The following is a 24,393-nucleotide window of genomic DNA, read 5'->3' as shown; positions in this document are numbered from 1 at the left end:
TTTTTCCCTCCTCCGCTCAGTCGCTGCGCTCCCTCGCTCCGTCAGTCCACAATCGAGGCGGCCGGGAACCACTCAGGCGCACGTCTCGCAAATGCGGGCTCCGGCGTTCACAGGTACCGTCGTCTGACGTCGCGACCGATTACGGCACGTACCTGCGCAGCCGCCGGGCCGCGAATTCCCGGAAGTACGCCACCTTCTCGTCCGGCACGATCGAGGGCAGCAGGAAGTACCACATGCGTTCCATGCGCACCGCCATCTGGTCGATGGATTCGGTGCCGACGGCGGTGATGTGGACTCCGGCGGTCATCTCCTGCAGGAGAAGGCCGATGGTTTCGGGGTCGAGGTCGGGCTTGAGATCGCCCTGGGCGATGGCCCGCTCGGCGAGCAGCATCTGGGTTTCGCCCCAGGTCTTGGTGATGTTCTCGCCCGAGGCGCCGCGATAGTCACCGATCTGGTGCGTGAGTTTGAGCATCGCGCCCACCATCGGATCGTTCATGGTGAGGTCGGCGACGACGTAGGTGATGCCGATGGCGGCTTCGAGGGCGGGCACGCGCGGGTCGAAGAAGCCCTGGCAGGCGCCGCGCAGTCGTTCGTTGCCCTGGTCCACTACGGCGCGCGCGAGTTCTTCCTTGGATCCGAAGTGGAAGTACAGTGCGCCCTTGGTGACGTTGGATTGCGAGATGATCTCGCTGAGGCTCGCATTCGCGTAACCGAGTCGCAGAAAGACGTCGGCCGCGCCTGCCAGCACCGAATCGCGGGTGATTTCCGCACGCGCTTGCCTAGCCATCAGATCCGCCTGTCCTCAAACCAGCCATCCTGAAGTAGACCGATATCCCGAAGTTGACCGACATCACAGCTCGAACAGCACTTGAAGGATGGGTGAACCGTACCATCCGACCGGCCGTCGCCAGCGGAATCGAGCATTAAGACCAGTCTCCTTCGCAAACAATGGGCTAACCGTCCAGTTCGGTCGCCTATTACCCCCCGGCATCGCCACCGCCGGTCAGCCGGGTGTCGCGCTCGGCCATTCGGAGGCCAGCTGCGGATCGGCCTCGAGGTGGGTGAGTCCGTTCCAGCACAGGTTGACCAGATGCGCGGCGACCACCTCTTTGGAGGGCTGCCGCTCGTCGAGCCACCAGGTGGCCGCGGTGGCGACCATGCCGACCAGGGCTTGCGCGTAGAGAGTGGCGAGACTGGTGTCGAAGCCGCGGCGTTCGAAATCGCCGGCGAGGATGTGCGCGACCTGGTTGACCGCCTCGTTCAGCAGGCTGGAATAGGTGCCGGCGGCAGCCGAGGCGGGCTGATCGCGCATCAGGATCCGGAAACCGTCGGTGCGCTCCTCGATATAGGTCAGCAGCGCCAGGGCGACCTGTTCCAGCCGGACGCGGGAGCGGTTCCGGGTCAGCGACGAGGTGATCATGTCCAGCAGCGTCGACATCTCGCGGTCGACGACCACCGCGTAGAGCCCTTCCTTACCGCCGAAGTGTTCGTACACAACGGGTTTGGAGACCTGAGCGCGCTGGGCGATCTCCTCGATGGAGGTGGCGTCGTATCCGCGTTCGGCGAACAGCGCCCGTCCGATCTCGATCAACTGCTGGCGCCGCTGCGTTCCGGTCATCCGCGGGCGCGGCACCCGCGCCGCATCACCCGAAGTCATCGCTGCTCCCCCGCCTCTCTCCCCCGCCTCTCCGGGAATCTTGCCGGTCGTAGGTACCTGGAGATTTCTCGGCCGGGCCGGCGGTCGGCAGCGCACCCGCGGTCAGGGCGTGCCCGACGAGTTACCCATGTGCTTTCGAAATCAGATGTTGCGTTGTGCAAATTTACCCGACCGCGACCGGGCCATCTCGCAGACCCGCGACCACGCGTGGGAAAATCTGCCCGCAATTCGCGGAGATGCGGGGAAACGTGCGAGGATATTGCGCGCATGCCGTGCGTAGTGGTGGACCCGTAGGGTTCATCGGTGCGACGATCCGCCGTAGTGTAATGGCAGCACCACTGATTTTGGTTCAGTTAGTTCAGGTTCGAGTCCTGGCGGCGGAGCTGGCGATGGGGCTGTGACCTGCGTGAATATCGAGTGAAGCCCCGAGCCGGGGCCCGGGCCCGAGTGGACTAGGGTGTGGGCGGACGGCCAGCCGCCGGGCCCGCCGCAGGCCGGATCTGCGAAGGTCCGGCGCAGGCAGCGACAGCCGCAGGCCAAAGACAGCGCGTACCAGCACGATGACAGGCAGCCGAGGGAGATCCATGCCACAGCAGACCGCCGTCGTCGTTCTCGCCGCCGGTGCCGGAACTCGAATGCGGTCCAAGACACCGAAAGTGCTGCATTCGCTCGCCGGGCGCAGCATGCTCGAGCACGCCCTGCACGCGGCGAACGAGATCGACCCCACCGCCCTGATCACGGTGATCGGCCACGACCGCGAACAAGTCGGCGCCGCGGTGAATTCCGTTGCGGCAGAACTGGGTCGCGAGATCACCTCCGCGGTGCAGGAACAGCAGCTGGGCACCGGGCACGCGGTGCAGTGCGCCCTGACGGCGCTGCCCGCGGACTTCGCCGGCGACCTGCTGGTGACCTCCGCCGATGTGCCGCTGCTGGACGGGCACACCCTTTCGGCCCTGCTGGACGAGCATCGCAGTTATCAACCGCGTTCCGCGGTCACGGTTTTGACCTTCGTTCCGGAGGATCCGAACGGGTACGGCCGGATCGTGCGCGACGCCGACGGCGGTGTGCTCGAGATCGTCGAACACGCCGATGCCACGCCGGAGCAAGCGGCGATCAACGAAGTCAATTCCGGCGTCTACGTTTTCGACGTCGCCGTGCTGCGGACGATGATCAGCCGCCTGACGACCGCCAACGCCCAGCACGAGCTGTATCTGACCGATGTCCTGAAGCTGGCGCGCGAGGCCGGTAATCCGGTGCACGGCGCGCGTCTGGTCGACGCCGCCAAGGTCACCGGCGTCAACGACCGGGTGCAGATGGCCCAGGCCGCCCGCACGCTGAACCGCTACATCCTCGAGCGCCATATGCGCGCCGGAGTCACGGTCATCGATCCGGCCACCACCTGGGTGGATGCGAGTGTGCGCATCGGCCGCGACGCGGTGCTGCGCCCCGGCGTGCAACTGCTCGGCAATACCGTGATCGGCGAGGATGCCGAGGTCGGCCCCGATTCCACCCTGACCGATGTGCTCGTCGGCGAGGGCGCGAAGGTGGTCCGGACCCACGGCGAGGGCGCGACCATCGCGGCCGCCGCCACAATCGGGCCGTTTGCCTATTTGAGACCGGGGACCATCGTCGGCGAATCCGGCAAGATCGGCGCATTCGTGGAGACCAAGAACGCCTCGATCGGCGCGCATTCGAAGGTCCCGCATCTGACCTACGTCGGCGACGCCACGATCGGCGAATACAGCAACATCGGCGCATCGAGCGTGTTCGTCAACTACGACGGGGTGAAGAAACACCACACCGTCGTGGGTTCGCATGTGCGCACGGGCAGCGACACGATGTTCGTGGCGCCGGTGACCGTGGGCGATGGCGCATATTCGGCAGCGGGTACTGTGCTGCGTAGAAACGTTCCGCCGGGAGCGCTGGCGGTGTCCGGCGGAGCGCAGAAGAACATTGAGGGCTGGGTGCAGCGGTATCGTCCCGGGACGGCCGCGGCGCAGGCGGCGGCGGAGGCGATCGCGGCCGATGACAGAGCGAGTCAGGCAACCGAGCAAAAGGATGGCAACACAGAGTGACCGCGTTCTCCACCGATAACCAGAAGAACCTGATGCTGTTCTCGGGGCGCGCTCACCCCGAGCTGGCCGAGCAGGTCGCGAAGGAACTCGACGTCGCGATCACGCCGCAAACCGCCCGCGAGTTCGCCAACGGCGAGATCTTCGTTCGCTTCGAAGAATCGGTACGCGGCTCGGATGCCTTTGTGCTGCAGAGCTTTCCGGCTCCACTGAACCAGTGGCTGATGGAACAGCTCATCATGATCGATGCGCTCAAGCGCGGCTCGGCCAAGCGGATCACCGCCGTCCTGCCGTTCTACCCCTACGCCCGCCAGGACAAGAAGCACCGCGGCCGCGAGCCCATCTCCGCTCGCCTGGTCGCCGATCTGCTCAAGACCGCCGGCGCGGACCGCATCATCACCGTCGACCTGCACACCGATCAGATCCAGGGCTTCTTCGACGGCCCGGTCGACCACATGCACGCGCTGGTCCAGCTGTCGGAGTACGTGCGCAACCACTACAGCACCGAGAACGTCACCATCGTCTCCCCCGACGCCGGTCGCGTGAAGGTGGCCGAGAAGTGGGCCGACGCGCTCGGTGGCGCGCCGGTGGCGTTCATCCACAAGACCCGCGACCCGCTGGTGCCGAACCAGGTCAAGTCGCATCGTCCCGTCGGTGACGTCGCGGGCCGCACCTGCATCCTGATCGACGACATGATCGACACCGGTGGCACCATCGCCGAGGCCGTGCGCGTGCTGCGTGAGGCCGGGGCCGGCGATGTGGTCATCGCCGCCACCCACGGCGTGCTGTCCTCCCCCGCGGCGGAGCGCCTGGCCTCCTGCGGCGCCAAGGAGGTCATCGTCACCAACACCCTGCCGATCACCGAGGACAAGAAGTTCCCCTCGCTGACCGTGCTGTCGATCGCCCCGCTGCTGGCGCGGACGATCCGCGAGGTCTTCGAGAACGGGTCGGTCACCGGCCTGTTCAACGGCTCCGCGTAGGAAAAAGCCTCGTCACTACCGCAGAGCTGCGCTCGAGTGGAGAATAGGGCAGGGTAGAACCTAGTCCTCGCGAAGAAGGCCGATGTATCGACTGATTTCGCGAGGACATGGGTAACTCGCCGGGGACGCCCATAACTTCATAGCCTCGTGAGGCGAGACCGACTACCGAGTCGCGTGGCTCTCACGGCACGCAAAATCCCCGGAGAGGCGGGGGAGCCTGCGAGAGAGGTGGGCACGGATGGCCGACGACGACACTTACCCGTTGATGGACGAGGTGTTCGAAATGGGCGATGACGAGCGCGAAGACCTGGATTACGACCTCGGTGACGATGAACAGGCCGACGAGATCCGCGAATATCAGCGCTACATCGACGATCCGCCCGACGACCTGGAGATCAGGTATCACGAGAACGACGACGACGGCCGCCTGGGGATTCGCAGCGAACTCGACCAGGAATGGACCCGCCGCCGGCATCGTCAGGAATTGCGCGACGAGGACGAGCGGCCCGCCGAAGTCGCCGCCATCGAGGTGGTCGACGAGCCGGGCGACTGAGCGGCAGCCGGTCGGAGCGGGCGCCGCGGAACATGTCCGCGGCGGTCGCTAAGTTGGCGGTATGAGCGGATTCGCGGGGTTCCCGTTCGCCGGGCTCGACTTCTACGAGGATTTGGAAGCCGACAACTCGAAGGCTTTCTGGACCGCCAACAAACACGTCTACGAACAGTCCGTGCGGGCGCCGATGATCGCGCTCACCACGGAACTGGAGAACGACTTCGGACCGGCGAAGATCTTCCGGCCGTATCGCGACGTGCGGTTCTCCAAGAACAAGGCGCCCTACAAGGACCATCAGGGCGCGGTGGTCCGTACCGCCCCGGGAGCGGGGTGGTACGTCCAGATCGGCGCGCCCGGGCTGTATGTGGCCGGCGGGGTGTACGCGCCCACGCCCGAGCAGCTCGCGCGGCTGCGCACCACCATCGACGACGAGGTGCGCGGCTACGAATTGCAGGCGCTGCTGGACGGTTTGGCGGCAGTCGGCTATGTGATCGGCGGGGAGCAACTGAAGACCCGTCCCAAGGGTTTCCCCGCCGACCATCCGCGCATCGACCTGCTGCGCCACAAATCTCTCGTGATCCACAAGGACTTCGGCGCACCGCCCTGGCTGGAAACACCGCGCGCCGCGACCGAAGTCCGAGCCGCCTGGGAAGACCTGCGGCCGGCCGTCGAGTGGCTGGCCGCGGTCATCGGCAACTGACCTCGGCGCAGCACCCGCGCCGGGCGATCAGCGTCGTTCGGCGAGGACCAGGGCGAAGCGGTCGTCCGGATCGGTCCACACCTGTTCGGTGGCGAATCCGGCGCTGTCCAGTTCCCGGCCGAGTCCGTCGACGCGGAACTTGGCCGAGATCTCGGTGCGCATCTGCTCACCCTGGGCGAAGTCCACGACCAGGTCGAGGTCGGCGACCGTGACCCTCATATCCCGGGTTGCCGCCAACCGCATCTCGATCCATTCGTTCTCCGCGTCCCAGTGGGCGATATGGGCGAAGGCGTCCGGGTCGAAGTCGGCATGCAATCGAGAGTTCAACACGTGCAGGACGTTTCGGTTGAATTCGGCCGTCACTCCCGCGGCGTCGTCGTAGGCGGGCACCAGCACGGCCGGATCGGTGACCAGTCCGGCCCCCAGCAGCAGTTGCTCACCCGGCTCGAGCACCTGCTGAATGCCGGCCAGGAATTCGGCCCGCTCCTGCGGGACCAGATTGCCGATGGTGCCGCCCAGGAAGGCGATCATGCGGCGACCGCCGCGCGGGAGATTGTGCAGGGTTCGGGTGAAATCGCTGACCACCCCGTGCACCGCGAGATTCGGGAATTCGGTGCTGATCTGCTCGGCGGCACCGCGCAGCGCCGACACCGACACATCCTGCGGCACATAGGTCTTCAGCGGCCCCTCGGACAACAGCGCCGAGAGCAGCAGGCGTGTCTTGGCGGCCGAGCCGGCGCCCAGCTCCACCAGTACCTCGGCCTGGGCGGTGCGCGCGATCTCGCCGACCACCCGCTCCAGTAACGCGCGCTCCGTGCGAGTCGGGTAGTACTCCGGCAGTTCGGTGATCGCTTCGAACAGTTCGCTGCCGCGCGCGTCGTAGAACCACTTCGGCGGCAGCGTTTTCGGATTCGCGGTGAGTCCGATCCGAGCGTCCGATCGCAGGGCTGCGTCGAGATCGTCGTCGGTGAGGTGGATGTCCAGCGTCGGTTCGATCATGTACGGGCCCTTTCGGATTCATCAGGTCCTGCGGAGAGAACAGGTTGTGCCGCGTCCAGCGGCTCGACCACGAGAAGGCCGGGCCGCACCGTCAGCAGCTGCCGGTCGGTAATCGCCTGCCAGCGCGGGTCGTCGTCGTACGGTTCGGAGGACACCACCGCGAAATCGTCGGCGACGAGCACCGACAGCGAATGGTGAACGGTTGTGGCCCAGAGTGTTTCGCCGTCCCCGAGCAACAGGTTCAGCCGGGCACTCGGCGCCTGCGCCAGTACGGCGCGAACCGTCGCCGACACCGCGGCAGCGACCGCCCGGAGCCGGGCGTCGGACTCGCTGCGGCCTGCGAAGGTCGAAGACATCGCGCCGATTCCGTTCAACGCGGCACGCAGCACCACCCAAAGCGCGGCCGAATCGGTCGCGGATTCGGCATCCAGCAGATCCGGCGACCCGAATCGCGTTGCCACCGCGGGCAATACCGTGCGCCAGTTCTGGATCACGCCGTTGTGGCTGAACGCCCATCCGCCGTCGGTGAACGGAGCACAGGCCGTTCGCTCCACCGGCATACCGACCGTGGCCGAACGCACCGCGGCCAGCACCGCGGGCGAGGACAGCTGCGGCAGCACCTCTTCGACCGCGGGGTCGGTCCAGATCGGCGCGGGGTTGCGATAGCGGCTCGCGGTTCCTGCCCCGGTCCACCACGCGACTCCGAAACCGTCGGCGTTGACGGTTCCCCCGTGGCGCATATCGTCGGGCGCCCACGACTGGGTGCGCAGCGAATGCGTGCCACGGGTGAGCAGTTCGCCGACCGGAGCCGGCGGTCCCAGATAGCCGAGATGTCGGCACATCAGCGCTCGTCCGGTCGCAGGTCGCGGGCGAGGCGGAAGCCGGAGAAGATCTGACGGCGGATCGGGTGGTCCCAGTTGCGGAAGGTGCTGCGGCAGGCGACCGGGTCGGTGCCGAAGGATCCGCCGCGCAGGACGCGGTAGTCACCGCCGAAGAACACCTCGGAGTATTCGCGGTACGGGAACGCGGCGAATCCGGGATACGGCTCGAAACCCGATGCGGTCCATTCCCAGACGTCGCCGATCAACTGATGCACCCCGGACGGTGACGCACCGGCAGGGTACGCGCCGACATCGGCCGGTTCCAGATGGCGCTGCCCCAGATTGGCGGTGGTCTCGTCGGGTTCGGCGTCGCCCCACGGATATCGCCGCGACCGCCCGGTGGCCGGATCGAACCGCGCGGCCTTCTCCCATTCGGCCTCGGTGGGCAAACGCTTCCCGGCCCAGTTGGCGTAGGCCTCGGCCTCGAACCAGCACACATGCACCACCGGCTGCTGCGGGCGCACCGGCGCCAGGGTGCCGAAAACCCGTCGCCACCAGCGGTTGTCGCTGTCTCGCTCCCAGAACTGGGGTGCGGTCAGATCGGCCTCCACACGATAGGCCCAGCCACGCTCCGACCACAGCTCGGGCCGGTGATAGCCACCGTCGTCGATGAACGCCAGATACTGCGCATTCGTCACCGGCGCCGCGTCGATCGCGAATGCGGGCAGCTGGACGCGATGTTCGGGGCGCTCGTTGTCGAGTGCCCACGGGTCCGACGAGGTGCCCATGGTGAATTCGCCTGCGGGAATGACGACTTCGTCGCCGACCGCGACGCGCGCGGCCGGTGCGGGCGCGGCTGTCAGCACCGCGACGCCCGCGCGCAGCTGATGGGTGGCCAGCATAGTCTCGTCGTGCTGCTGTTCGTGCTGGGCGATCATACCGAAGGCGAAACCCCTGTCCACCAGACGGTTTCCCCGCAGCGGACTGGAGTTCAGGACATCGAGCACCTTGTCACGCACGGTGCGCACGTACCCGCGTGCCTGCACCGGATCCAGCAGCGGCAGCGCCGGACGGTCGGCGCGGGCATGCCGGAAGGCGTCGTAGAGGTGGTCGATATCGGCCCGCACCGGCTCACGCCCGCCGACATCGCGGACCAGCCACAGTTCCTCCTGGTTGCCGATATGCGCCAGATCCCACACCAGCGGGCTCATCAGCGGCGAATGCTGGGCAACCAGCTCGGCCTCGTCGACCGCCTCGGTCAGCACCGTCGTGCGGGCGCGGGCGCGGGTCAGGACCTCCGCGATCTGTGTGCGTAATCGCTCGGCCGCGGCGTGATCGGTTCCGATGTGAACGGTCATCAGTGCTCTCCCAAGGGTCGTGCCCGGCGGCCTCGTCGCACCGCAGCGAGGTGCGCGCCGCCGGTCGTACTCATTCGGCCGTCTCGGCGGGTGCGCAGCGGGCGACCTCCCCGTCCGGAATGCGCCCGCGGCGACATCGCCGCACCGCGGCCCACATCTGCTCGGCCGCCTCGTCGCTGCGGGCGTGTTCGGCGGCGAGAGTCAGCAATTCGACTGCGACGGAACGGATCTCGGGATCGGCCAGGCCGCAGCGGGCGGCCGAGGCCCATTCGTCGGCGACCGGCTCGGCCAGCGCGGTGGCCTCCGCGACGACCGCCGGCGCCGACATCAGCGCGTCCACGACGTGGATCGGCACCGACCACTGATCACCCGGCTGTGCGTCCAGATAGCGGACCTCGAGATGTCCGGCCGCCCGCACCGGGGGAAAGACCGTGGTCAGGTGGTAGTCGAGATCCTCGACCTCCGGGCGGCGGCCGATCTCGTCATCGAGCGCACCGCACAGCCAATCGGCGAAGGTCGCGCCCGGTGGCGCCGTCCAATCCGCCTCGGCCGGGCCACGCCGCACGCAGAGCAACGGGGTGTCCAGCGCCCAGCGGCCGTACTCGGTGAGCGGATCGGCCCAGCTCCGCACCGGCGGCCGGGTGCGGGTGTGATCGAGCCGCAGCCAGGTGCGCATCCGCTGCGACGCCCAGGCGCCGGTGGGAGCCCCGTGCAGACTCGGCGAACAGGCGAACGCCGCCACCAGGGCCGGGCCGACCGCGTACAGCGCGTTCCAGCGGGCCGCGATCTCCGCGGGATCGGCACCCGCGTCCACGCTGACCTGCGTGGCGGCGGTATTGCACATCATCAGCTTGCCGTACGGGCCCACCCCCGCGAAGGCGCGTTCCATCGCGCGATAACGCGGTAGGCGAAGCACCCGGCGGGCCCGCCGGCCGGCATCGGCGGCGGCGGAATACGTTCGGATGGATCGGGTTTCGAGTAGACCGGAGAGAAAGCGAGAATCCTCGAGCAGCCGGGCGCAGAGTTGCGCGGCATCGGCGAAGGGGGCGCTGGACAGTTCGATCTGACCACCGGGTTCGATGGTGATCCGGCTGCCACCGGGAAGTACTTTGGCGGGCGAATCGGGCGAAATAGACTGCGGGGCATAAGGACCCAGCGCATCCGCGAGCATCGACAAGCGCGGACGCGAATCCGGCGCCGACAGCTCCCCGCGAGCGGTGAGCCACTCCAGTTCGGCACCGATCAACGCCGGTGGGCCCTGTTTGAAACAGACACCTCCCACATATGCCTCCGCCGCGGCGCGCGAAGACAAACCGGCACCCAACCCGGCTGGCGCCTTGTCCACCGTTACCGCCATGCCAACCTCCGCTCGAGCCTGCGGGGGATCACCCACCGCGTTCCGCTCACCCTGAGCCCATGCCGGCGACAGTGCCGCATCGACCGAGTGCCGGTATTGCGTGTAGCAGTGCAACGAGAGACCGCGCCCGGTTCTTCCGTCGCTCGAACCAGGGTAGCCGCGCGCACCGACACAAAATCCCTCGAAATGGTGAACATGCCGGTCACGGCCGTACCACCAGCACCACCGCCCCCACCGAACGCCGCTGTTCCACTTCCCGATGGGCGGCCGCGGCCGCCGCGAGCGGCAGCCGGGCGTGGATCCGGGGCACCAGTTCACCGCGCACCGCCGCGGCGAGGGCCTGCTCGGCGTCCGCCCGCTGTTCGGCATCGGACTTGCGGATGACGACGCCGAGCGCACCGGTCACCGTCAGTCCCCGCCGAGCCACGCCGAGGGCGTCGAGGGCCGCCCAGTCGCCGGAGGCGAAGCCGTACAGGCCGATCCGGCCCGCACCGTCGGCGGCCGCCGCGAGGGCCTGCGCGGCGACCGCGCCGCCGACCGCGTCGAGCACGACGTCCACGCCCCGGCCGCCGGTGAGCGCGCGCACCCGCTCGGCCCAGTCCCCGGACCCGTAATCCAGGGCGTGATCGGCACCGAATTCCGCGACGGCGGCCGTCTTCGCCGCACTCGACACACCGATCACCCGCGCGCCCGCGGCCTTCGCGGTCTGCACCAGCATCGAACCGATCCGGCCCGCGGCCGCGGTGACCAGCACCGTCTCCGCGGGCCGCACCGCCATCGCCGCGAGCAGACCGCGCGCCACCGCGCCGGATTGGAACACGGTGAGCGCGACCTCCGGATGCAGACCGTCCGGTACCGGAAAGGTATATGCCGCCGGGGCCAGGGCCAGTTCGGCGTATCCACCGGCCTGGCCGACCGTCGTCGCCACCACCGCCCGGCCGAGCAGCGCCGGATCGACGCCGGCACCGAGGCCGACGACCCGCCCGCCGACCTCCAGCCCTGGGATCCACGGCAGCGGTAGCGGATACCGGCCGGATCGCACGATCACGTCGCCGAAGGCCACACCGGCCCGCTCGACCTCCACCAGGACCTGCCCGGCAGCGGGTTCCGGTTCCGCGACTTCCGCCGGAACCAGCACCTCGGGATCGCCGAACTCCGTCACCCGTACAGCACGCATGGCATCTTCTCTCGTTTCGCAGGTAGGGTTTCCGCGAGACAACCTGTCTCGTTCCGAACGCACTGTCCAGCCTCCGAAACTTCCTGTGCCACGACAAGATTCATCTCGGCGGATCTGTCCCGAAACAGACAAGGAGCCGAAAATGTCTCAGCAGAACGTGCGCGTCGTCCGCACTCGCACCCTTCTGCGGCAGGCGTTGATCGAGGCGATCGAAGAGCGAGGCTTCGACCGGATCACGGTCGGAGAACTCACCACGCGGGCGATGGTCAGCAGGGCCGCGTTCTACCGCAACTATCGCGACAAATACGAACTCGTCGAGCAGATCTTCGACGAGGCGATGACGGAGATGACCGCCGGCGATCCGGACGCCGAGCGCTCGCCCGAACAGCGCTGGGCCGGCTTCTTCGCCCATATCGACCGCTATCACCGCCTGTACGCGGCATTGCTGGGCCGCAAGGGAAGTCCGTGGTTCACCGACCGCATGCGCACCACCCTCGCGGCCATGTCCAGTGCACATCTCCCGGGACAGTCCGCGACGGATTTCGTGCCCGGCATCGTCGGGGCGATGTTCGTCCAGTCGATCGTGTGGTGGCTCGACAACGGCCGGCCGTGTCCGCCGGAACAGATGGCCGCGGAGTCCGCGCGGCTGATCCGGGCCGTTCTCGGGACGGCGTCCGGCGGCGGTGGTTGGTGATGGCCTACCGTCGACAGGGTGCTCGATAGCGACCGCCTGCGCGCCGATATCCCCGCCTACGACACCGCCGGACCGCCGCCGGTCTTCCTCGACAGCGCGGGGTCCTCACTACCCCCGCGCGTCGTCGTCGATACCGTCGTCGCGCATCTGCGGCGGGAGGCCGAGATCGGCGGATATCGCGCCGCCTCGGAACGGCTCGACGATCTGGCGGCGGTCAAGACCGCGATCGCGTCGTTGATCAACACCGACGCCGCGGCGATCGCCCTGAGCGACAGTGCCTCGCGTTCCTGGTCGGATTTCTTCTACGCCGTACCGCTGCGGCCGGACGATCGCATTCTGGTCTCGGGTTCGGACTACGCCAGCAATGTGATCGCGGCCCTGCAGCGGGCGCGGGCGGCGGGGGCGACGGTCGAGACGATTCCCAGCGACGAGACCGGGCAGATCGACCTGGTGGCCCTCGACGCCATGCTGGACGACCGTGTGAAGATCGTCTCGCTGCTGCACGCTCCCACCAACGGCGGCCTGGTCAACCCGGTTGCCGAGGCCACCCGCATCGCCCATCGCGTCGGCGCGCTGGTACTGCTGGATGCCTGCCAATCCGCCGGTCAGATCGATATCGATGTCGCGGAGCTGGGCGTCGACGCGATGTCGGCCACCGGCCGCAAGTGGTTGCGCGGCCCGCGCGGCACCGGCTTCCTCTACGTCCACCCCGACGTCTGCCGCGAACTCGAACCCAGCCGCCTCGATCTGCACAGCGCCGCGTGGACCGGACCCCAGGATTACCGCGTGGCTCCCGACGCGAGCCGCTTCGAATTCTGGGAGTGCGACGTGGCGGCGCGACTGGGCCTCGGCGCGGCGGTGCGGTATCTGCTGGATCTGGGGCCGGAGAACGTCTTCGCCGACGTGGCCGCCAAGGCGCGGCATCTGCGCGAGAATCTGCCATCGATCCGGGGAGTCACGGTGCGGGACCTGGGAACCGAACATTCCGGCATCGTCTCGTTCACCGTCGACGGAGTCGATCCGAACGAGGTGCGCGAGAGCCTGCGTGCCGCAGACATCACGGTGACCGTCAGCTACCGTAGCTCGACGCTGCTCGACATGTCCGCGCGGCGGCTCGAGTCCGTCGTGCGTGCCTCGCCGCATTGCTTCGTCACCGTCGAGGAGCTCGATCGCTTCCTCGAGGCCGTCGACCGCCTCGCGGGCTGAGGCGGCCGAACCGAGTTCCGATTTTCATCGTGTTATTCGTAGTGCGACGCTGAAACGATCACGCTCCGGCGCCGGCTAACGCCGCGCCCGCGCACCGAGATAGTGCAGATGTGCCGACCGCCGGTCGGGTGGAGACGGGAGTTCGAGGGTGAGCCGGTTCACCGAGGAAATGTTCGCGACCGCACAACGTTCCCGCCGGGGGCTGATCACCGGGGAGCCGGAGGCGCCGCTACGCCGGGGGTGGGACGAGATCCACCGCCTCGCGCGACGGATGGCGGGCGGGCTCGCGGCGGCCGGGATCGAGCACGGCGACGCCGTCGGCGTGCTGGCGGGTATGCCCGCCGATATCGCGCCGGCCTGCCAGGCGATCTGGATGCGCGGGGCGTCGATCACCATGCTGCATCAGCCGACGCCGCGCACGGATCTGCAGTTGTGGGCCCGCGACACCGAGACGGTGTTGCGGATGATCGACGCCCGCGCGGTGGTGCTGGGCGCGCCGTTCGAGGTGGCGGCGCCGCTGCTGGCCGAACGCGGTATCACCGTGGTCCTGACCGACGACCTGGCCACCGGATCCGATACCGATCCGGTGCCGACCGAGGACTCCGATATCGCCCTGCAGCAGTTGACATCCGGTTCCACCGGATCGCCGAAGGCGGTGCGGATCACGCACGAGAACTTCTATGTCAACGCCTACGCCATGTTCGACCGGGTCAAGTTCCAGCTCGATCAGGACGTGATGGTCAGCTGGCTGCCGCTGTTCCACGATATGGGCATGGTCGGATTCCTCAGCGTCCCGATGCAATTGGGCGCCGAGGTGGTCTGTGTGACGCCGATGGACTTCCTGCGGCGGCCGATCCTGTGGGCCGAACTGATCTCGAAGTACCGCGGAACGGTCACCGCCGCACCCAATTTCGCCTATTCGCTGCTGACCCGCCGCTTGGCGCGCGCCGAGGACGGGAGCGTGGATCTGAGCAGTGTGCGATACATGTGGAACGGCGCCGAACCGGTCGATCCCGACACCATGGAGGCCCTGGCCGCGGCCGGAAAACGCTTCGGGCTCAGCGCGTCCGCGCTCACGCCGGTGTACGGCATGGCCGAAACGACACTGGCGGTGTCGATTCCGGATCCGGGCGTCGGGCAGGTCGTCGACCTCGTCGACGCGGATCTGCTCGAAGCGCTCGGCAAGGCGGTTCCGGTGACGGATGCGCCGGCCCACCACGGCAATCTGCGCCGCCTGCCTCTGCTCGGCCGACCGGTGGACAATCTGGAGATCCGGGTGGTCGACGACGAGCACCGGCCGTTGCCGACCCGAACCGTGGGTGTGCTCGAGGTGCGCGGACCCGCGGTCACCGCGGGCTATGTGACCGTCGAGGGTTTCCGGCCCGCGCGCGACGCCGAGGGCTGGCTCGACACCGGCGATATCGGCTATGTGACCGAGGACGGTTCGGTGGTGGTCTGCGGCCGGATCAAGGACGTGATCATCATGGGCGGTCGCAACATCTTCCCGACCGATATCGAACGCGCCGCGCTGCGCGTCGCCGGCGTGCGGCCGGGCAACGCGGTCGCGGTCCGCCTGGACGCCGGGCAGAAGCGCGAGAGTTTCGCGGTCGTGGTGGAGAGCAACGACTTCCAGGATCCCGAGGTGGTGCGCCGGATCGAGCACGAGGTCGTCCACGAGGTCTTCAGCGCGGTCGGCGCCCGCCCGCGCAGCGTCACCGTCCTGGGCCCGGGAGCGCTGCCGAAGACGTCCTCGGGGAAGCTGCGCCGCTCGGCCACCGCGGCGCACCTGAACTGATCGTCACGAGAGTTGCTGCGGTACCGGATCTTCCGAGGCGTCCAGCGGATAGCGGTCGCCGAGCGGGGTCCGGTCGCGGTACACGAAGGCGGCGACCAGATCGTCGGCGACGCGGGCCAGATCGTCGCGGCCCTCGACCGCACCGCACCAATCCAGCGGTAGCGCGTCGAGGCCGTGACGGGCGCCGAGGATGTTGCCGGCCACGGAACCGGTGGAATCGGAATCGCCGGAGTGGTTGACCGACAACAGGAATGCGCGGCGCAGGTCCCCGGTCCGCTCGGCGTCCAGCGCGCAGTAGACGCCGATGGCCAGGCATTCCTCGGCCACCCAGCCCGCACCGACCTGTTCGACCCCTTCGGAGGTGGCGGGCCCCGCGTCCGCGGTGGCCACGGCCTTGCGCAGGGCGGCGGCGGTTTCCGCACCACCGGCGACCGCCTCCACCTGACTCGTGGTGTCCTGCACCGCGGTTCGCAGATCGGCGCCGTTGACGAGCCGGTCGATCAGCGCGGCGAAGGCGCCGGCGGCCAGATATCCGGTGGGATGGCCGTGGGTGAGCTGGGCACACCGGGCCGACGCCTGGAAGGCGGCCTCGGGTCCGAGGGCGGCCAATCCGAACGGGGCGGACCGCATGACCGTCCCGCAACCCTTGGAGTCCTCGTTCACCGGACCCGGGACGCCGAAGGGATGGGGTTCGCGATAGCTCCGCGCCTGCCGATTCAGCCCGCCCATGCACGCGTTGCCCGGTGCGCGCACCGCGTACAGATACGGCAGACTCGCCAGCCAGCCGTCGGGGCGTGCGTCGGGCGCGTGTTCGCGTTGGGTCCGCAGCCAGCGCAGATAGGCACCACGCAGAGCGGGTGCCGGATCCGCACCCGGCACGCACCGCAACAGCCCCTCGGCGGTGAACAGCGTCATCTGGGTGTCGTCGGTGATCTGCCGGGGCGCGGATTCGTCTGCCGCTGGGGCGAATCCGGTGAGCCCGTCGGGACCGAACCGATCCCGGATCTGTTCCAGCTTCAGGAATTCGATCGGCCAGCCCAGGGCATCACCGACCGCCCCGCCCAGTAGCGTGCCCCGATACCGATCGAAAATCGTCGTGTAGTCCTGCACGGCCACCGATCTTCGCAGAGATCGCTCAATGCAGTTGGTTCTGGGCGGTTTCCAGCCCCACCCGCAACAGCAACTCCACCGCGTCGGCGGTCTGTTCGACCAGCACCGGAACCTCTTTGCGCTCGGGCGCGGAGAACGGTTTGAGTACGAAATCGGCCGGATCCTGCCGGCCGGGCGGGCGGCCCACGCCGAACCGGACCCGCAGATAGTCCTTGGTGGACAGGGCATTCGAGATCGAACGCAGCCCGTTGTGACCGCCTTCGCCGCCACCACGTTTGAGCCGGATGCTGCCGAAGGGCAGATCCAGTTCGTCGTGCACGACGATGACCTCGGTGGGCGGAACCGAGAAGAACCGGGCCAGCGCCGCGACGGGGCGGCCGGACAGATTCATGTAGGTACGCGGCTTGGCCAGCAGTATCTTGCGCCCGTCGAGCCGGGCCTCGAGCAGATCGGCGCCCGACTTCTTGTGCACGGTGAACCGGCCGCCGATGCGCTCGGCGAGCACATCGGCGACCAGGAAACCGGCATTGTGCCTGGTGCGCTCGTATTCGGGCCCAGGATTACCCAAGCCCACCACGAGCGCGGGGGCAGTAGATTCCGTCATCAGATTCCGTCATCGAAATCCGTTGAGCGACCGAATTATTCGGCGCTCTCGGCCTCACCCTCGGCCTCGCCCGCACCCTCGCCCTCGACGGCCTCGGCGGCCGGAGCGACGATGATGTTGACGATCAGGGCCTCCGGGTCACCGGCCAGGGTGGTGCCCTTCGGCAGTTCGATCTCGCCGGCGGTGATCTGGGTGCCGGCCTCGACGCCCTCGATCGAGATTTCGATGGACTCGGGCAGCTTCATGGCCTCGGCCTCGACCGACAGCACGGTAGCCTCCTGGGTGACCAGGGTTCCCGCGGCGGCATCGCCGGTGAGGACGACCGGCACGTCGACGACGACCTTCTCGCCGCGCTTGACGATCAGCAGGTCGGCGTGCTCGATGTAGCGGCGGATGGGGTGCACGACCACCGACTTGGTCATCGCCACCTCCTTCTTGCCGTCGATCTCCAGCTCCAGCACGGCGTTGGTGCCGTGCTCGCGCAGGATCGCGGCGAAGGCCTGGGCGTTGACCGCCAGGTGCTTCGGCGCCTCACCGTGGCCGTACAGGACGGCGGGAACGTTGCCGTCGCGACGGGTGCGGCGCGCGGCGCCCTTGCCGAATTCGGTGCGGGTCTGAGCTGCGAGGACGCTGACGTCGGACATGACTGAAATACTCTCCTACGGCTTTCCGGGGCGGACGGTGTGCTGGCCAGGTACTGTCCTGATTCGGACGGCCCTGGCGAAAGGGTCTGCTCGTCGGGCGATGACCGCACGACAACGGCCGGAAGCCGAGCCGCGTCGATCACGGTGTGCACTGGGTGCGACACCCTCGCCGAGACAACCTGAGAACAATAGCATGTAGCGGAAACCGCTTCCGCGCCGCACCCCGATGCGGTATTGCACGCCGAACGGACACCGGTCCATCGTCGGCCCCGGCCGGTTCAGGCGGATTCGGCGCGGAAGTGCGCGGCATGGCAATCCACGTAGCGGCGGCCGGAACGCATCGCCACCCGGATCACCCCGGTGCGGCCGCGATAGACCCGGCCGTCCGGCGAGCGGGTCCCTTCCGGATGAATGCCCCACACCCCGCCGGATTCCAGAATCTCGACCGCCGCGCCGGCTGGTGCTGCGAACGGTCGCCCGACACCCGGCCGACTGACCTGGCACCTACCGGATGCCCAGCACACCGGCCCTGACCGGCGGCTTTCCCCACGGCACTGGCCGCCCGGCGCGGGCCGGACGGGCCTGTTCCCGTATTCTGATGCTTTGCCCTGTCCCGCGAAGAGGAGCCGATCGGTGAATTCCCCCTCAGCCAGCACGACCACATCCGGGCGGGTGGCGCAGGAGGCGGAACGGCGGCGCACCTTCGCGGTGATCTCCCATCCCGACGCGGGTAAATCGACGCTCACCGAGGCCCTGGCCCTGCACGCGAAGATGATTTCCGAGGCCGGCGCCATCCACGGAAAATCCGGCCGGAGATCCACCGTTTCCGACTGGATGGAAATGGAGAAGGCACGCGGTATTTCCGTCAGCTCGACGGCGCTGCAGTTCGAGTACGGCGAGTGCGTGATCAATCTGGTCGACACGCCCGGCCACTCCGATTTCTCCGAGGACACCTACCGGGTGCTGACGGCCGTCGACGCCGCGGTCATGCTCATCGATGCCGCCAAGGGCCTGGAGCCGCAGACCCTCAAACTGTTCCAGGTCTGCCGCCACCGCGGCATCCCGGTGATCACCGTGATCAACAAGTGGGACCGCCCGGGACGGGCGCCGCTGGAACTGCTCGACGAGATCAGCGAGCGAATCGGCCTGACCCCCACGCCGCTGTTCCTGCCGGTCGGCATCGCGGGTGATTTCCGCGGCCTGCTGCGCCGCGGTCCCGAGGGCGCCGCCACCGAATACATCCACTTCACCCGCACCGCGGGTGGCGCGACCATCGCGCCGGAGGAGTCGTATTCGCCCGAGCAGGCCGCCGCTCGCGAGGGCGAACCGTGGGAGACCGCGGCCGAGGAGAGCGAACTGCTCTCGGCCACCGGCCAGGACCACGATCAGGAACTGTTCCTCGCCGGGCAGACCTCACCGGTCATCTACGCCTCGGCGATGCTGAACTTCGGCGTGCGCCAACTGCTCGACACCCTGGTGGCGCTGGCCCCGCCGCCCGGCCCGCGCGCCGACGTCGATGGCGCACCGCGACAGCCGGCCGACCCGTTCAGCGCGGTCGTCTTCAAGGTGCAGGCCGGTATGGACGCCGCGCATCGCGACCGGCTGGCGTTCATGCGCATCGTCTCCGGAGAATTCGAGCGCGGCATGGTCGTCACGCACGCCCAGACCGGACGCCCGTTCGCGACCAAATACGCGCTCACCGTCTTCGGCCGCGAACGCGCCACCGTCGACACCGCCTACCCCGGCGATGTGGTCGGTCTGGTCAACGCGACCGCCCTCGCCCCCGGGCACACGCTGTTCGTGGACAAAAAGGTGGAGTTCCCGCCGATTCCGTCCTTCGCGCCGGAACATTTCGCCACCCTGCGCGCGCGTAGCGCGGGCAAGTACAAGCAGTTCCGCAAGGCCATCGATCAGCTCGACTCCGAGGGCGTGGTGCAGGTGCTGCGCAACGATCTGCGCGGCGACGCCTCTCCGGTGCTGGCGGCGGTCGGCCCGATGCAGTTCGAGGTGGTCACCGCCCGCATGCAGGCCGAATTCAACGTCGAAACGCAGCTGGACTTCCTGCCCTATCAGCTGGCCCGGCGCACCGACGCCGCCTCCTCGCCGGAGCTGGACCGCCAGCGCGGTGTCGAGGTCTTCACCCGCACCGACGGCGTGATCCTGGCCCTGTTCAGCGACAAGTGGCGGCTGCAGTACATCGAGAAGGAAATGTCGGGCCTGACCCTGGAACCCCTCGTCGCGACCGCGGACTGACTGCGTGGCCGGATCACGCAGGGCCCCGCCAGATCGCCGATGAACCGGTACTGGCCGGTTCACCATTGGCGCATCGTAGACCTTGGTGGTTTTCGGCCCGCCTCGATTTTGGACTGACGGAGCGAGGGAGCGCAGCGACTGAGCGGAGGAGGGAAAAATCGAGGCCCAGGGGGCCGAAAACCCGCGTCGGCGAAGCCGTCGCCGAAAACTCAGCCGATCGCCTCGTCCGGTTCTTCCTCGACCGACCCGCCCGGAGTGTCCTCGATATTCGACACCACGGCCGGGATATCGGGCACCGAACCCGGTTCACCGGTGATCACGCCCCACCGGCTGGCGGTCAGGCGCAGACTCGGCAGGTCCGACAGCGACAGCACCACCTCGTAGGTCCGCTCGTATCCGGTGTGGGCGATACGCCACTGGCCGTCGTCGCAGCGCACATACCGGTCGTTGTAGAACGCCGCCCCGCGCAGCAGCATGTTGTGACCGGGAATGAGCACGGTGTCGGCCAGGTACCAGGTGCCGGTCGCCGAATCGCCGTCGATATCGATCTCGGGATGGTCGCACCGATGTTCGGTGATGACGTGGGGCCCGAGGGTATTGCGCATGAACGCCAGGAACGCATCACGCGACTCGAACTGCAGGTACTCGCTGTAGGTCGCCGTCGCCTCCGGGATCATCGTGTCGGCGAAGTCTTCCCACGATTTGGTGTCGAGTGCTCTCAGGTACCGGAACTTCAGCCGGCTGATCGCGGAGACGGCATCGGAATCCATACCTCAACAATCCCACCGGATCCGGCGAATCTGCGCAGATCGGAAAATCTGTATCGTATCGCTACACAGCGTTGACCGGCGGCCGCGGGTCAGGACCCGTTGATGGTGAAGCAGGTCTTGCAGAAGTCCTCGCCGAATTCGGTGAGGCGCAAGCTCTTTCGCACGATCTTGGGCACCCGGCCGGCCTGCTTGAGCGCCGATTCCACGATCGGCTGGACCTCGAGCACCATATAACGGCTCAACACCACCGGATCGTCGGAAGTGGTCAGCAGACCGAGCCGGTTCAGGTTGATCAAATACAGCCGCGACCGGTCCGGATACCGCACGCCGGCCTGCTCCGGCACCGAGGTCAGATCTCCCGCGACCAGCTCGGAACCGATCCCCAGCGGCCGGTTGGTGCGCACGTCGACCGAGGGCTGCGGGCCGTTGATGGCCATGAACCGCAGAATCCGCGCCTCGTCCGAGGACAGCTGATCGAGAATGCGGTCGTAGGCCGGATGGACTTCCTCGGTGAAGTACACATCGGCCGAGCGCGCGAGCAGATTGTCGCCGCGGCGGCGCAGATCGACCAGGGTCGAGGAGCGGACCAGCCCGCCGGTCGACGGGCCGGGCGCCTGGCCGTTGGTGGGGACGTAGCTGACGATCTCGCGCACCGAACCCTCGGTGACGCCGAGGACGCTGCGGGCGACGGACTGCAGTGCGGCTCCGGTGCGTTCGGCGATCTCGGTGGAGGATTCGCCGTCCAGCGCGGCCTGGGCGATCTGCTTGGTGACCTCCAGACCGGTGCCGACGGCCCACTGGCCGCCGCGGACCGCGGTCCCGGCTGCCAGGCCGGCAGCCCGGAAGACGCCGCGGATCATGCGGGCTTCGTTGCTGATCTGCCGCTTCTCCACGTCCGAGCTGCGTTCCACAGCGCGGGAACCGGGTCGGACCACATCCTGTCCGGTCCTGTCGTCTGTCACGTCATTCTCCGAATATCGCCAGGTGAACGAATCCGCTCACATATTCTTACCGCACCCCGAAGGCCACCGGCCATGTTCGGCGGCTCTCGGCCATGAGCGCCGACACCCGCACAGCGATAGCGGCATGAATGTGGTTCCGGTCATTCTTGCGGCTGCCGCTGTCCGGTGCGACATTCCGATCGCACGATGTGATCGAAGTCTCCGCCGATACGCTACCGTGTAGCGGCTTCCAACCCGAATTGGATGGCGACTTCCGCGGCGGCCTCCGTGGTTACGCAGGCTGCCGCCTCCGGCCGCGTCGCTACAGCCGCCAATTGGACCCGTTTCCGGAATTCACAGTAAGGTTCGCCTGGCCGACGGGGTACGTTGTAGTGCCGGTGTGACGGCGGTCACCGGTAAGGGGTCGGCAGGAGGGTGTCGTGCTGGATAGTTTGCTGGGTTTTCACCCGACGATTTTGCTGGAACTGATCACGATCCCCCTCTTCACGGGTGTCATCGGCTATATCACCAACTGGACCGGCATCCTGATGCTGTTCAAGCCGCTACGCTTTCACGGGTTTCGGGTACCGGGTCTGAAATGGTTGTTCCCCTATCTTCCCAAGCGCATTCAGGTGCTGCCGCTGCTGCAGTACGACGGCCGCATGGGCTGGCAGGGAATCGTGCCCTCGCGCGCGGACAAGATGGCCTCGATCGCGGTCGACAAAGGGCTCTCGAAACTCGGCAGCGTCGCCGACTTCTATCGCGAACTGGAGCCCGATGAACTGGCCGCGCATCTGACCGATATGGCGCAGTCGCAGATCCGCGACATCGTCGAGGAGATTGCCCGCCGGGAACATCCGCAGCTCTGGTACAACCTGCCCGCGCAGGTCCGGGAGTTGGTACACGAGCGGGTCCGGGAACAACTTCCGGATATCCTCAAGGAACTGACCGACGAACTCGGGTCGAACATCGAACAACTGCTCGATGTCAAACAGATGGTGATCCGATATTTCCAATCGCGGCCGCAGTTGCTCAACACCGTATTTCAGGTGCTGGGCGCCAAGGAGTTGCGGTTCATGCAGAACTTCGGCTTCTATTTCGGCGCGCCGATGGGTCTGGTGCTCGTCGCGGTGCTGCATCTGACGCATTGGTCGCCGCTGGTGGTGCTGCCGGTCGGCGGTGTGATCATCGGCTGGGTGGTCAACTGGATCGGGCTCAACATGATCTTCGAACCCGCCTATCCGAAGTGGTGGTGCCCGTGGCGGCAGGGTCTGCTGATCAAGCGGCAGCCCGAAATCACCGAGGGCTATGCCGAATTGGTGGCCACCCAGATCATCACGATCGCCAATGTCGGTGACGAACTGCTGAACGGCCCGCGCTCGGACCGCACCATGCAGGTTCTCGAGGACACCCTGCGCCCGGCCACCGACCGCGCGCTCGGGCCGATGCGGGGGGCGCTGAAGTTCGTGATCGGCAGTCGCGACTACGCGACCCTGCAGAACCGCTTCACCGACGAGGCCAAATCGCTGGCACCGGCCGCCTTCGCCGATCCCGGATTCAACGCCCAGCAGAGCCGGCAGGTCAGCCAGTACATCGCCAAGCAGATGGCGGCGCTGAAACCGCCGGACTTCGTCGACATGCTGCGCGCGGCGATCAAACAGGACGAGTGGCTTTTGTTCGTCCATGGCGGTGTGCTGGGGCTCATCGCCGGTTACGCTCATCTTCTGATCTTCGGAACGGAAGTAGCGAACGTATGGCTGTGAGCGGATCCGCGCCGGAAACCGGTGACGGCGCCGAGTTTTCGATCGAATACGCCGAGGTGGTGGCCGAATCCGGCGCCGACGCGGCGGCCGGTACCGGTGCGACCGAAATCGAGACGGTCTTCCCCGACCCGGACGCACGCTCCACCGACCTCGTCGCGCGCCGGTCGGCCGAATTGATGCTGTCCGAGGATGCCCGCCCGGGCTGGGCGGGTCCCGTGCGCACCACGACCGGTGTGGTGCGGGTGGCGCTCTCCGCGGTGACCGAGGCCGCGGCCTGGGGCCTGGGCACCGCAGTGGGGGTGACGGCCACGGTGGTGCGCGGCAGCATGTCCGGGCAGCCGCCGCGGCATGTGCTCTCCGAGGCCGGCGAGCAGGTTCGCGACTCGGTGCGGCGGGCGCTCGGTATCGATGCCGCACCCGCGGGCGCCCCCACCGGCTCGGCGCCGAGCCTGCGCGATCGCGGCGCCGAACTGCTGCGCCGCTCGGCCGATGTGCACTGCGAGGACAGCGACCATCCGGCCTTCGCGCGCATCCTCGCCGAACTGGCTCCCGACGAGGCCCGGATCCTGCGCTTCCTCTACCTCGACGGGCCGCAGCCGGCGCTCGACATCCGCACCGGGCGGCCGTTGAGTTCGGGCACCCAGCGCATCGAGGTCGGCATGTCGCTGATCGGCGAGACCGCGGCGCTGCGCTTCCCCGACCGGGCGATCACCTATCTGACCAATCTGCGCCGCCTCGGCCTCATCACCGTCGAGGGCGATCAACTGGACAACCCGGCCCGCTATCAGTTGCTCGAATCACAGCCCGAGGTGCGGCGGTTGCTCAAGCGCGGATTCGGCACCAAGGTCGCCTACCGCAGCATCGCGCTCACCTCGTTCGGCACGGATTTCACCTGTGCGTGCCTGCCGGTGCCGCCACTGGGCCACGCGCTCTGAAACGCGA

General features: G+C 67.8%; 23 protein-coding genes and 1 tRNA gene. 11 read left to right on the top strand and 13 right to left on the bottom strand.

Going from position 1 to position 24,393, the window contains the following annotated elements:
• Nucleotides 1-139: 139 nt before the first annotated feature.
• Together A5789_RS16150 and A5789_RS16145 are read right to left on the bottom strand one after the other, a co-directional pair.
• Entirely contained in the window at nt 140-787 is a 648-nt protein-coding gene (locus tag A5789_RS16150; RefSeq protein ID WP_064901793.1) for a TetR/AcrR family transcriptional regulator, read from the bottom strand.
• A gap of 216 nt (nt 788-1,003) precedes the next feature.
• Entirely contained in the window at nt 1,004-1,618 is a 615-nt protein-coding gene (locus A5789_RS16145; protein ID WP_063009351.1) for a TetR/AcrR family transcriptional regulator, read from the bottom strand.
• 351 nt (nt 1,619-1,969) lie between these two features.
• Between A5789_RS16145 and A5789_RS16140 the strand changes: the two genes are divergently transcribed.
• From A5789_RS16140 to A5789_RS16120, 5 genes are all read left to right on the top strand, one after another.
• Nucleotides 1,970-2,040, top strand: a tRNA-Gln gene (locus tag A5789_RS16140).
• Nucleotides 2,041-2,241: 201 nt separating this feature from the next.
• Complete coding sequence (glmU, locus tag A5789_RS16135) at nt 2,242-3,732, top strand: bifunctional UDP-N-acetylglucosamine diphosphorylase/glucosamine-1-phosphate N-acetyltransferase GlmU (protein WP_063009349.1); 1,491 nt, start codon at nt 2,242-2,244, stop codon at nt 3,730-3,732.
• The gene (locus tag A5789_RS16130) at nt 3,729-4,709 is read left to right on the top strand and encodes a ribose-phosphate diphosphokinase (RefSeq protein WP_030515237.1); all 981 of its coding nucleotides are present in this window, start codon (nt 3,729-3,731) and stop codon (nt 4,707-4,709) included. Before glmU ends, A5789_RS16130 begins: the two co-directional genes overlap by 4 nt.
• Before the next feature lie 238 nt (nt 4,710-4,947).
• A complete protein-coding gene (locus A5789_RS16125) occupies nt 4,948-5,262 on the top strand; it encodes a hypothetical protein (protein ID WP_051043132.1) in 315 nt (104 codons plus the stop codon).
• Nucleotides 5,263-5,323: 61 nt separating this feature from the next.
• The gene (locus tag A5789_RS16120) at nt 5,324-5,959 is read left to right on the top strand and encodes a DUF2461 domain-containing protein (RefSeq protein ID WP_064901794.1); all 636 of its coding nucleotides are present in this window, start codon (nt 5,324-5,326) and stop codon (nt 5,957-5,959) included.
• Between the two features lie 27 nt (nt 5,960-5,986).
• On the opposite strand, the gene egtD is transcribed toward A5789_RS16120, so the two are convergent.
• The 5 genes from egtD to A5789_RS16095 all read right to left on the bottom strand — a co-directional run bounded on the left by egtD (nt 5,987) and on the right by A5789_RS16095 (nt 11,671).
• Nucleotides 5,987-6,958, bottom strand: coding sequence for an L-histidine N(alpha)-methyltransferase (egtD, locus tag A5789_RS16115; RefSeq protein WP_064901795.1), 972 nt, complete (start codon nt 6,956-6,958; stop codon nt 5,987-5,989).
• Entirely contained in the window at nt 6,955-7,800 is an 846-nt protein-coding gene (gene egtC / locus A5789_RS16110) for an ergothioneine biosynthesis protein EgtC (protein WP_063009343.1), read from the bottom strand. Before egtC ends, egtD begins: the two co-directional genes overlap by 4 nt.
• Nucleotides 7,800-9,137: an ergothioneine biosynthesis protein EgtB gene (gene egtB / locus A5789_RS16105; RefSeq protein ID WP_064901796.1), complete on the bottom strand. Its 1,338-nt coding sequence runs from the start codon at nt 9,135-9,137 to the stop codon at nt 7,800-7,802. Before egtB ends, egtC begins: the two co-directional genes overlap by 1 nt.
• Nucleotides 9,138-9,207: 70 nt before the next feature.
• Nucleotides 9,208-10,494, bottom strand: a complete 1,287-nt coding sequence (egtA, locus tag A5789_RS16100; protein ID WP_063009339.1) for an ergothioneine biosynthesis glutamate--cysteine ligase EgtA — start codon at nt 10,492-10,494, stop codon at nt 9,208-9,210.
• Between the two features lie 202 nt (nt 10,495-10,696).
• On the bottom strand, nt 10,697-11,671 hold the full coding sequence (locus tag A5789_RS16095; RefSeq protein ID WP_064901797.1) for a zinc-binding dehydrogenase: 975 nt from the start codon (nt 11,669-11,671) through the stop codon (nt 10,697-10,699).
• A gap of 142 nt (nt 11,672-11,813) precedes the next feature.
• On the opposite strand from A5789_RS16095, the gene A5789_RS16090 reads away from it, so the two are divergent.
• From A5789_RS16090 to A5789_RS16080, 3 genes are all read left to right on the top strand, one after another.
• Nucleotides 11,814-12,365 carry a TetR/AcrR family transcriptional regulator gene (locus tag A5789_RS16090; protein WP_030515229.1) on the top strand — a complete coding sequence of 184 codons (552 nt, stop codon included), beginning with the start codon at nt 11,814-11,816 and terminating at the stop codon, nt 12,363-12,365.
• 18 nt (nt 12,366-12,383) lie between these two features.
• The gene (locus tag A5789_RS16085; RefSeq protein WP_030515228.1) at nt 12,384-13,571 is read left to right on the top strand and encodes an aminotransferase class V-fold PLP-dependent enzyme; all 1,188 of its coding nucleotides are present in this window, start codon (nt 12,384-12,386) and stop codon (nt 13,569-13,571) included.
• Nucleotides 13,572-13,719: 148 nt separating this feature from the next.
• On the top strand, nt 13,720-15,366 hold the full coding sequence (locus A5789_RS16080; RefSeq protein ID WP_063009333.1) for a fatty acyl-AMP ligase: 1,647 nt from the start codon (nt 13,720-13,722) through the stop codon (nt 15,364-15,366).
• A 3-nt stretch (nt 15,367-15,369) separates the two neighbouring features.
• Here the strand turns inward: A5789_RS16080 and A5789_RS16075 are convergent, their stop codons facing one another.
• The 4 genes from A5789_RS16075 to A5789_RS38580 form a co-directional block, all read right to left on the bottom strand.
• Nucleotides 15,370-16,476: an ADP-ribosylglycohydrolase family protein gene (locus A5789_RS16075; RefSeq protein ID WP_064901813.1), complete on the bottom strand. Its 1,107-nt coding sequence runs from the start codon at nt 16,474-16,476 to the stop codon at nt 15,370-15,372.
• A 25-nt stretch (nt 16,477-16,501) separates the two neighbouring features.
• Nucleotides 16,502-17,080 carry an aminoacyl-tRNA hydrolase gene (gene pth / locus A5789_RS16070; RefSeq protein ID WP_063009329.1) on the bottom strand — a complete coding sequence of 193 codons (579 nt, stop codon included), beginning with the start codon at nt 17,078-17,080 and terminating at the stop codon, nt 16,502-16,504.
• A gap of 35 nt (nt 17,081-17,115) precedes the next feature.
• Nucleotides 17,116-17,724, bottom strand: coding sequence for a 50S ribosomal protein L25/general stress protein Ctc (locus tag A5789_RS16065; protein WP_063009327.1), 609 nt, complete (start codon nt 17,722-17,724; stop codon nt 17,116-17,118).
• 278 nt (nt 17,725-18,002) lie between these two features.
• Nucleotides 18,003-18,248, bottom strand: a complete 246-nt coding sequence (locus A5789_RS38580) for a 1-acyl-sn-glycerol-3-phosphate acyltransferase (RefSeq protein ID WP_369828782.1) — start codon at nt 18,246-18,248, stop codon at nt 18,003-18,005.
• 109 nt (nt 18,249-18,357) lie between these two features.
• Between A5789_RS38580 and A5789_RS16060 the strand changes: the two genes are divergently transcribed.
• The gene (locus A5789_RS16060; protein WP_064901798.1) at nt 18,358-19,977 is read left to right on the top strand and encodes a peptide chain release factor 3; all 1,620 of its coding nucleotides are present in this window, start codon (nt 18,358-18,360) and stop codon (nt 19,975-19,977) included.
• A gap of 209 nt (nt 19,978-20,186) precedes the next feature.
• Here A5789_RS16060 and A5789_RS16055 read toward each other — a convergent pair whose 3' ends face one another.
• Both A5789_RS16055 and A5789_RS37870 read right to left on the bottom strand, forming a co-directional pair.
• Nucleotides 20,187-20,747, bottom strand: a complete 561-nt coding sequence (locus A5789_RS16055) for a nuclear transport factor 2 family protein (protein WP_036524295.1) — start codon at nt 20,745-20,747, stop codon at nt 20,187-20,189.
• 89 nt (nt 20,748-20,836) lie between these two features.
• The gene (locus A5789_RS37870; RefSeq protein ID WP_030515219.1) at nt 20,837-21,709 is read right to left on the bottom strand and encodes a DUF4393 domain-containing protein; all 873 of its coding nucleotides are present in this window, start codon (nt 21,707-21,709) and stop codon (nt 20,837-20,839) included.
• A 419-nt stretch (nt 21,710-22,128) separates the two neighbouring features.
• Here A5789_RS37870 and A5789_RS16045 point away from each other — a divergent pair, with 419 nt between their 5' ends.
• Together A5789_RS16045 and A5789_RS16040 are read left to right on the top strand one after the other, a co-directional pair.
• Nucleotides 22,129-23,451: a hypothetical protein gene (locus A5789_RS16045; RefSeq protein ID WP_082856617.1), complete on the top strand. Its 1,323-nt coding sequence runs from the start codon at nt 22,129-22,131 to the stop codon at nt 23,449-23,451.
• On the top strand, nt 23,442-24,386 hold the full coding sequence (locus A5789_RS16040) for an Abi-alpha family protein (protein WP_228795192.1): 945 nt from the start codon (nt 23,442-23,444) through the stop codon (nt 24,384-24,386). Before A5789_RS16045 ends, A5789_RS16040 begins: the two co-directional genes overlap by 10 nt.
• The last annotated feature ends 7 nt before the right edge of the window (nt 24,387-24,393 follow it).

The organism is Nocardia sp. 852002-51101_SCH5132738 (assembly GCF_001665695.1).
In the GTDB taxonomy this organism is placed as follows: domain Bacteria; phylum Actinomycetota; class Actinomycetes; order Mycobacteriales; family Mycobacteriaceae; genus Nocardia; species Nocardia nova.
Note: the sequence above shows the minus strand (reverse complement) of the source record. Positions and strands in the feature narration are given on the sequence as shown.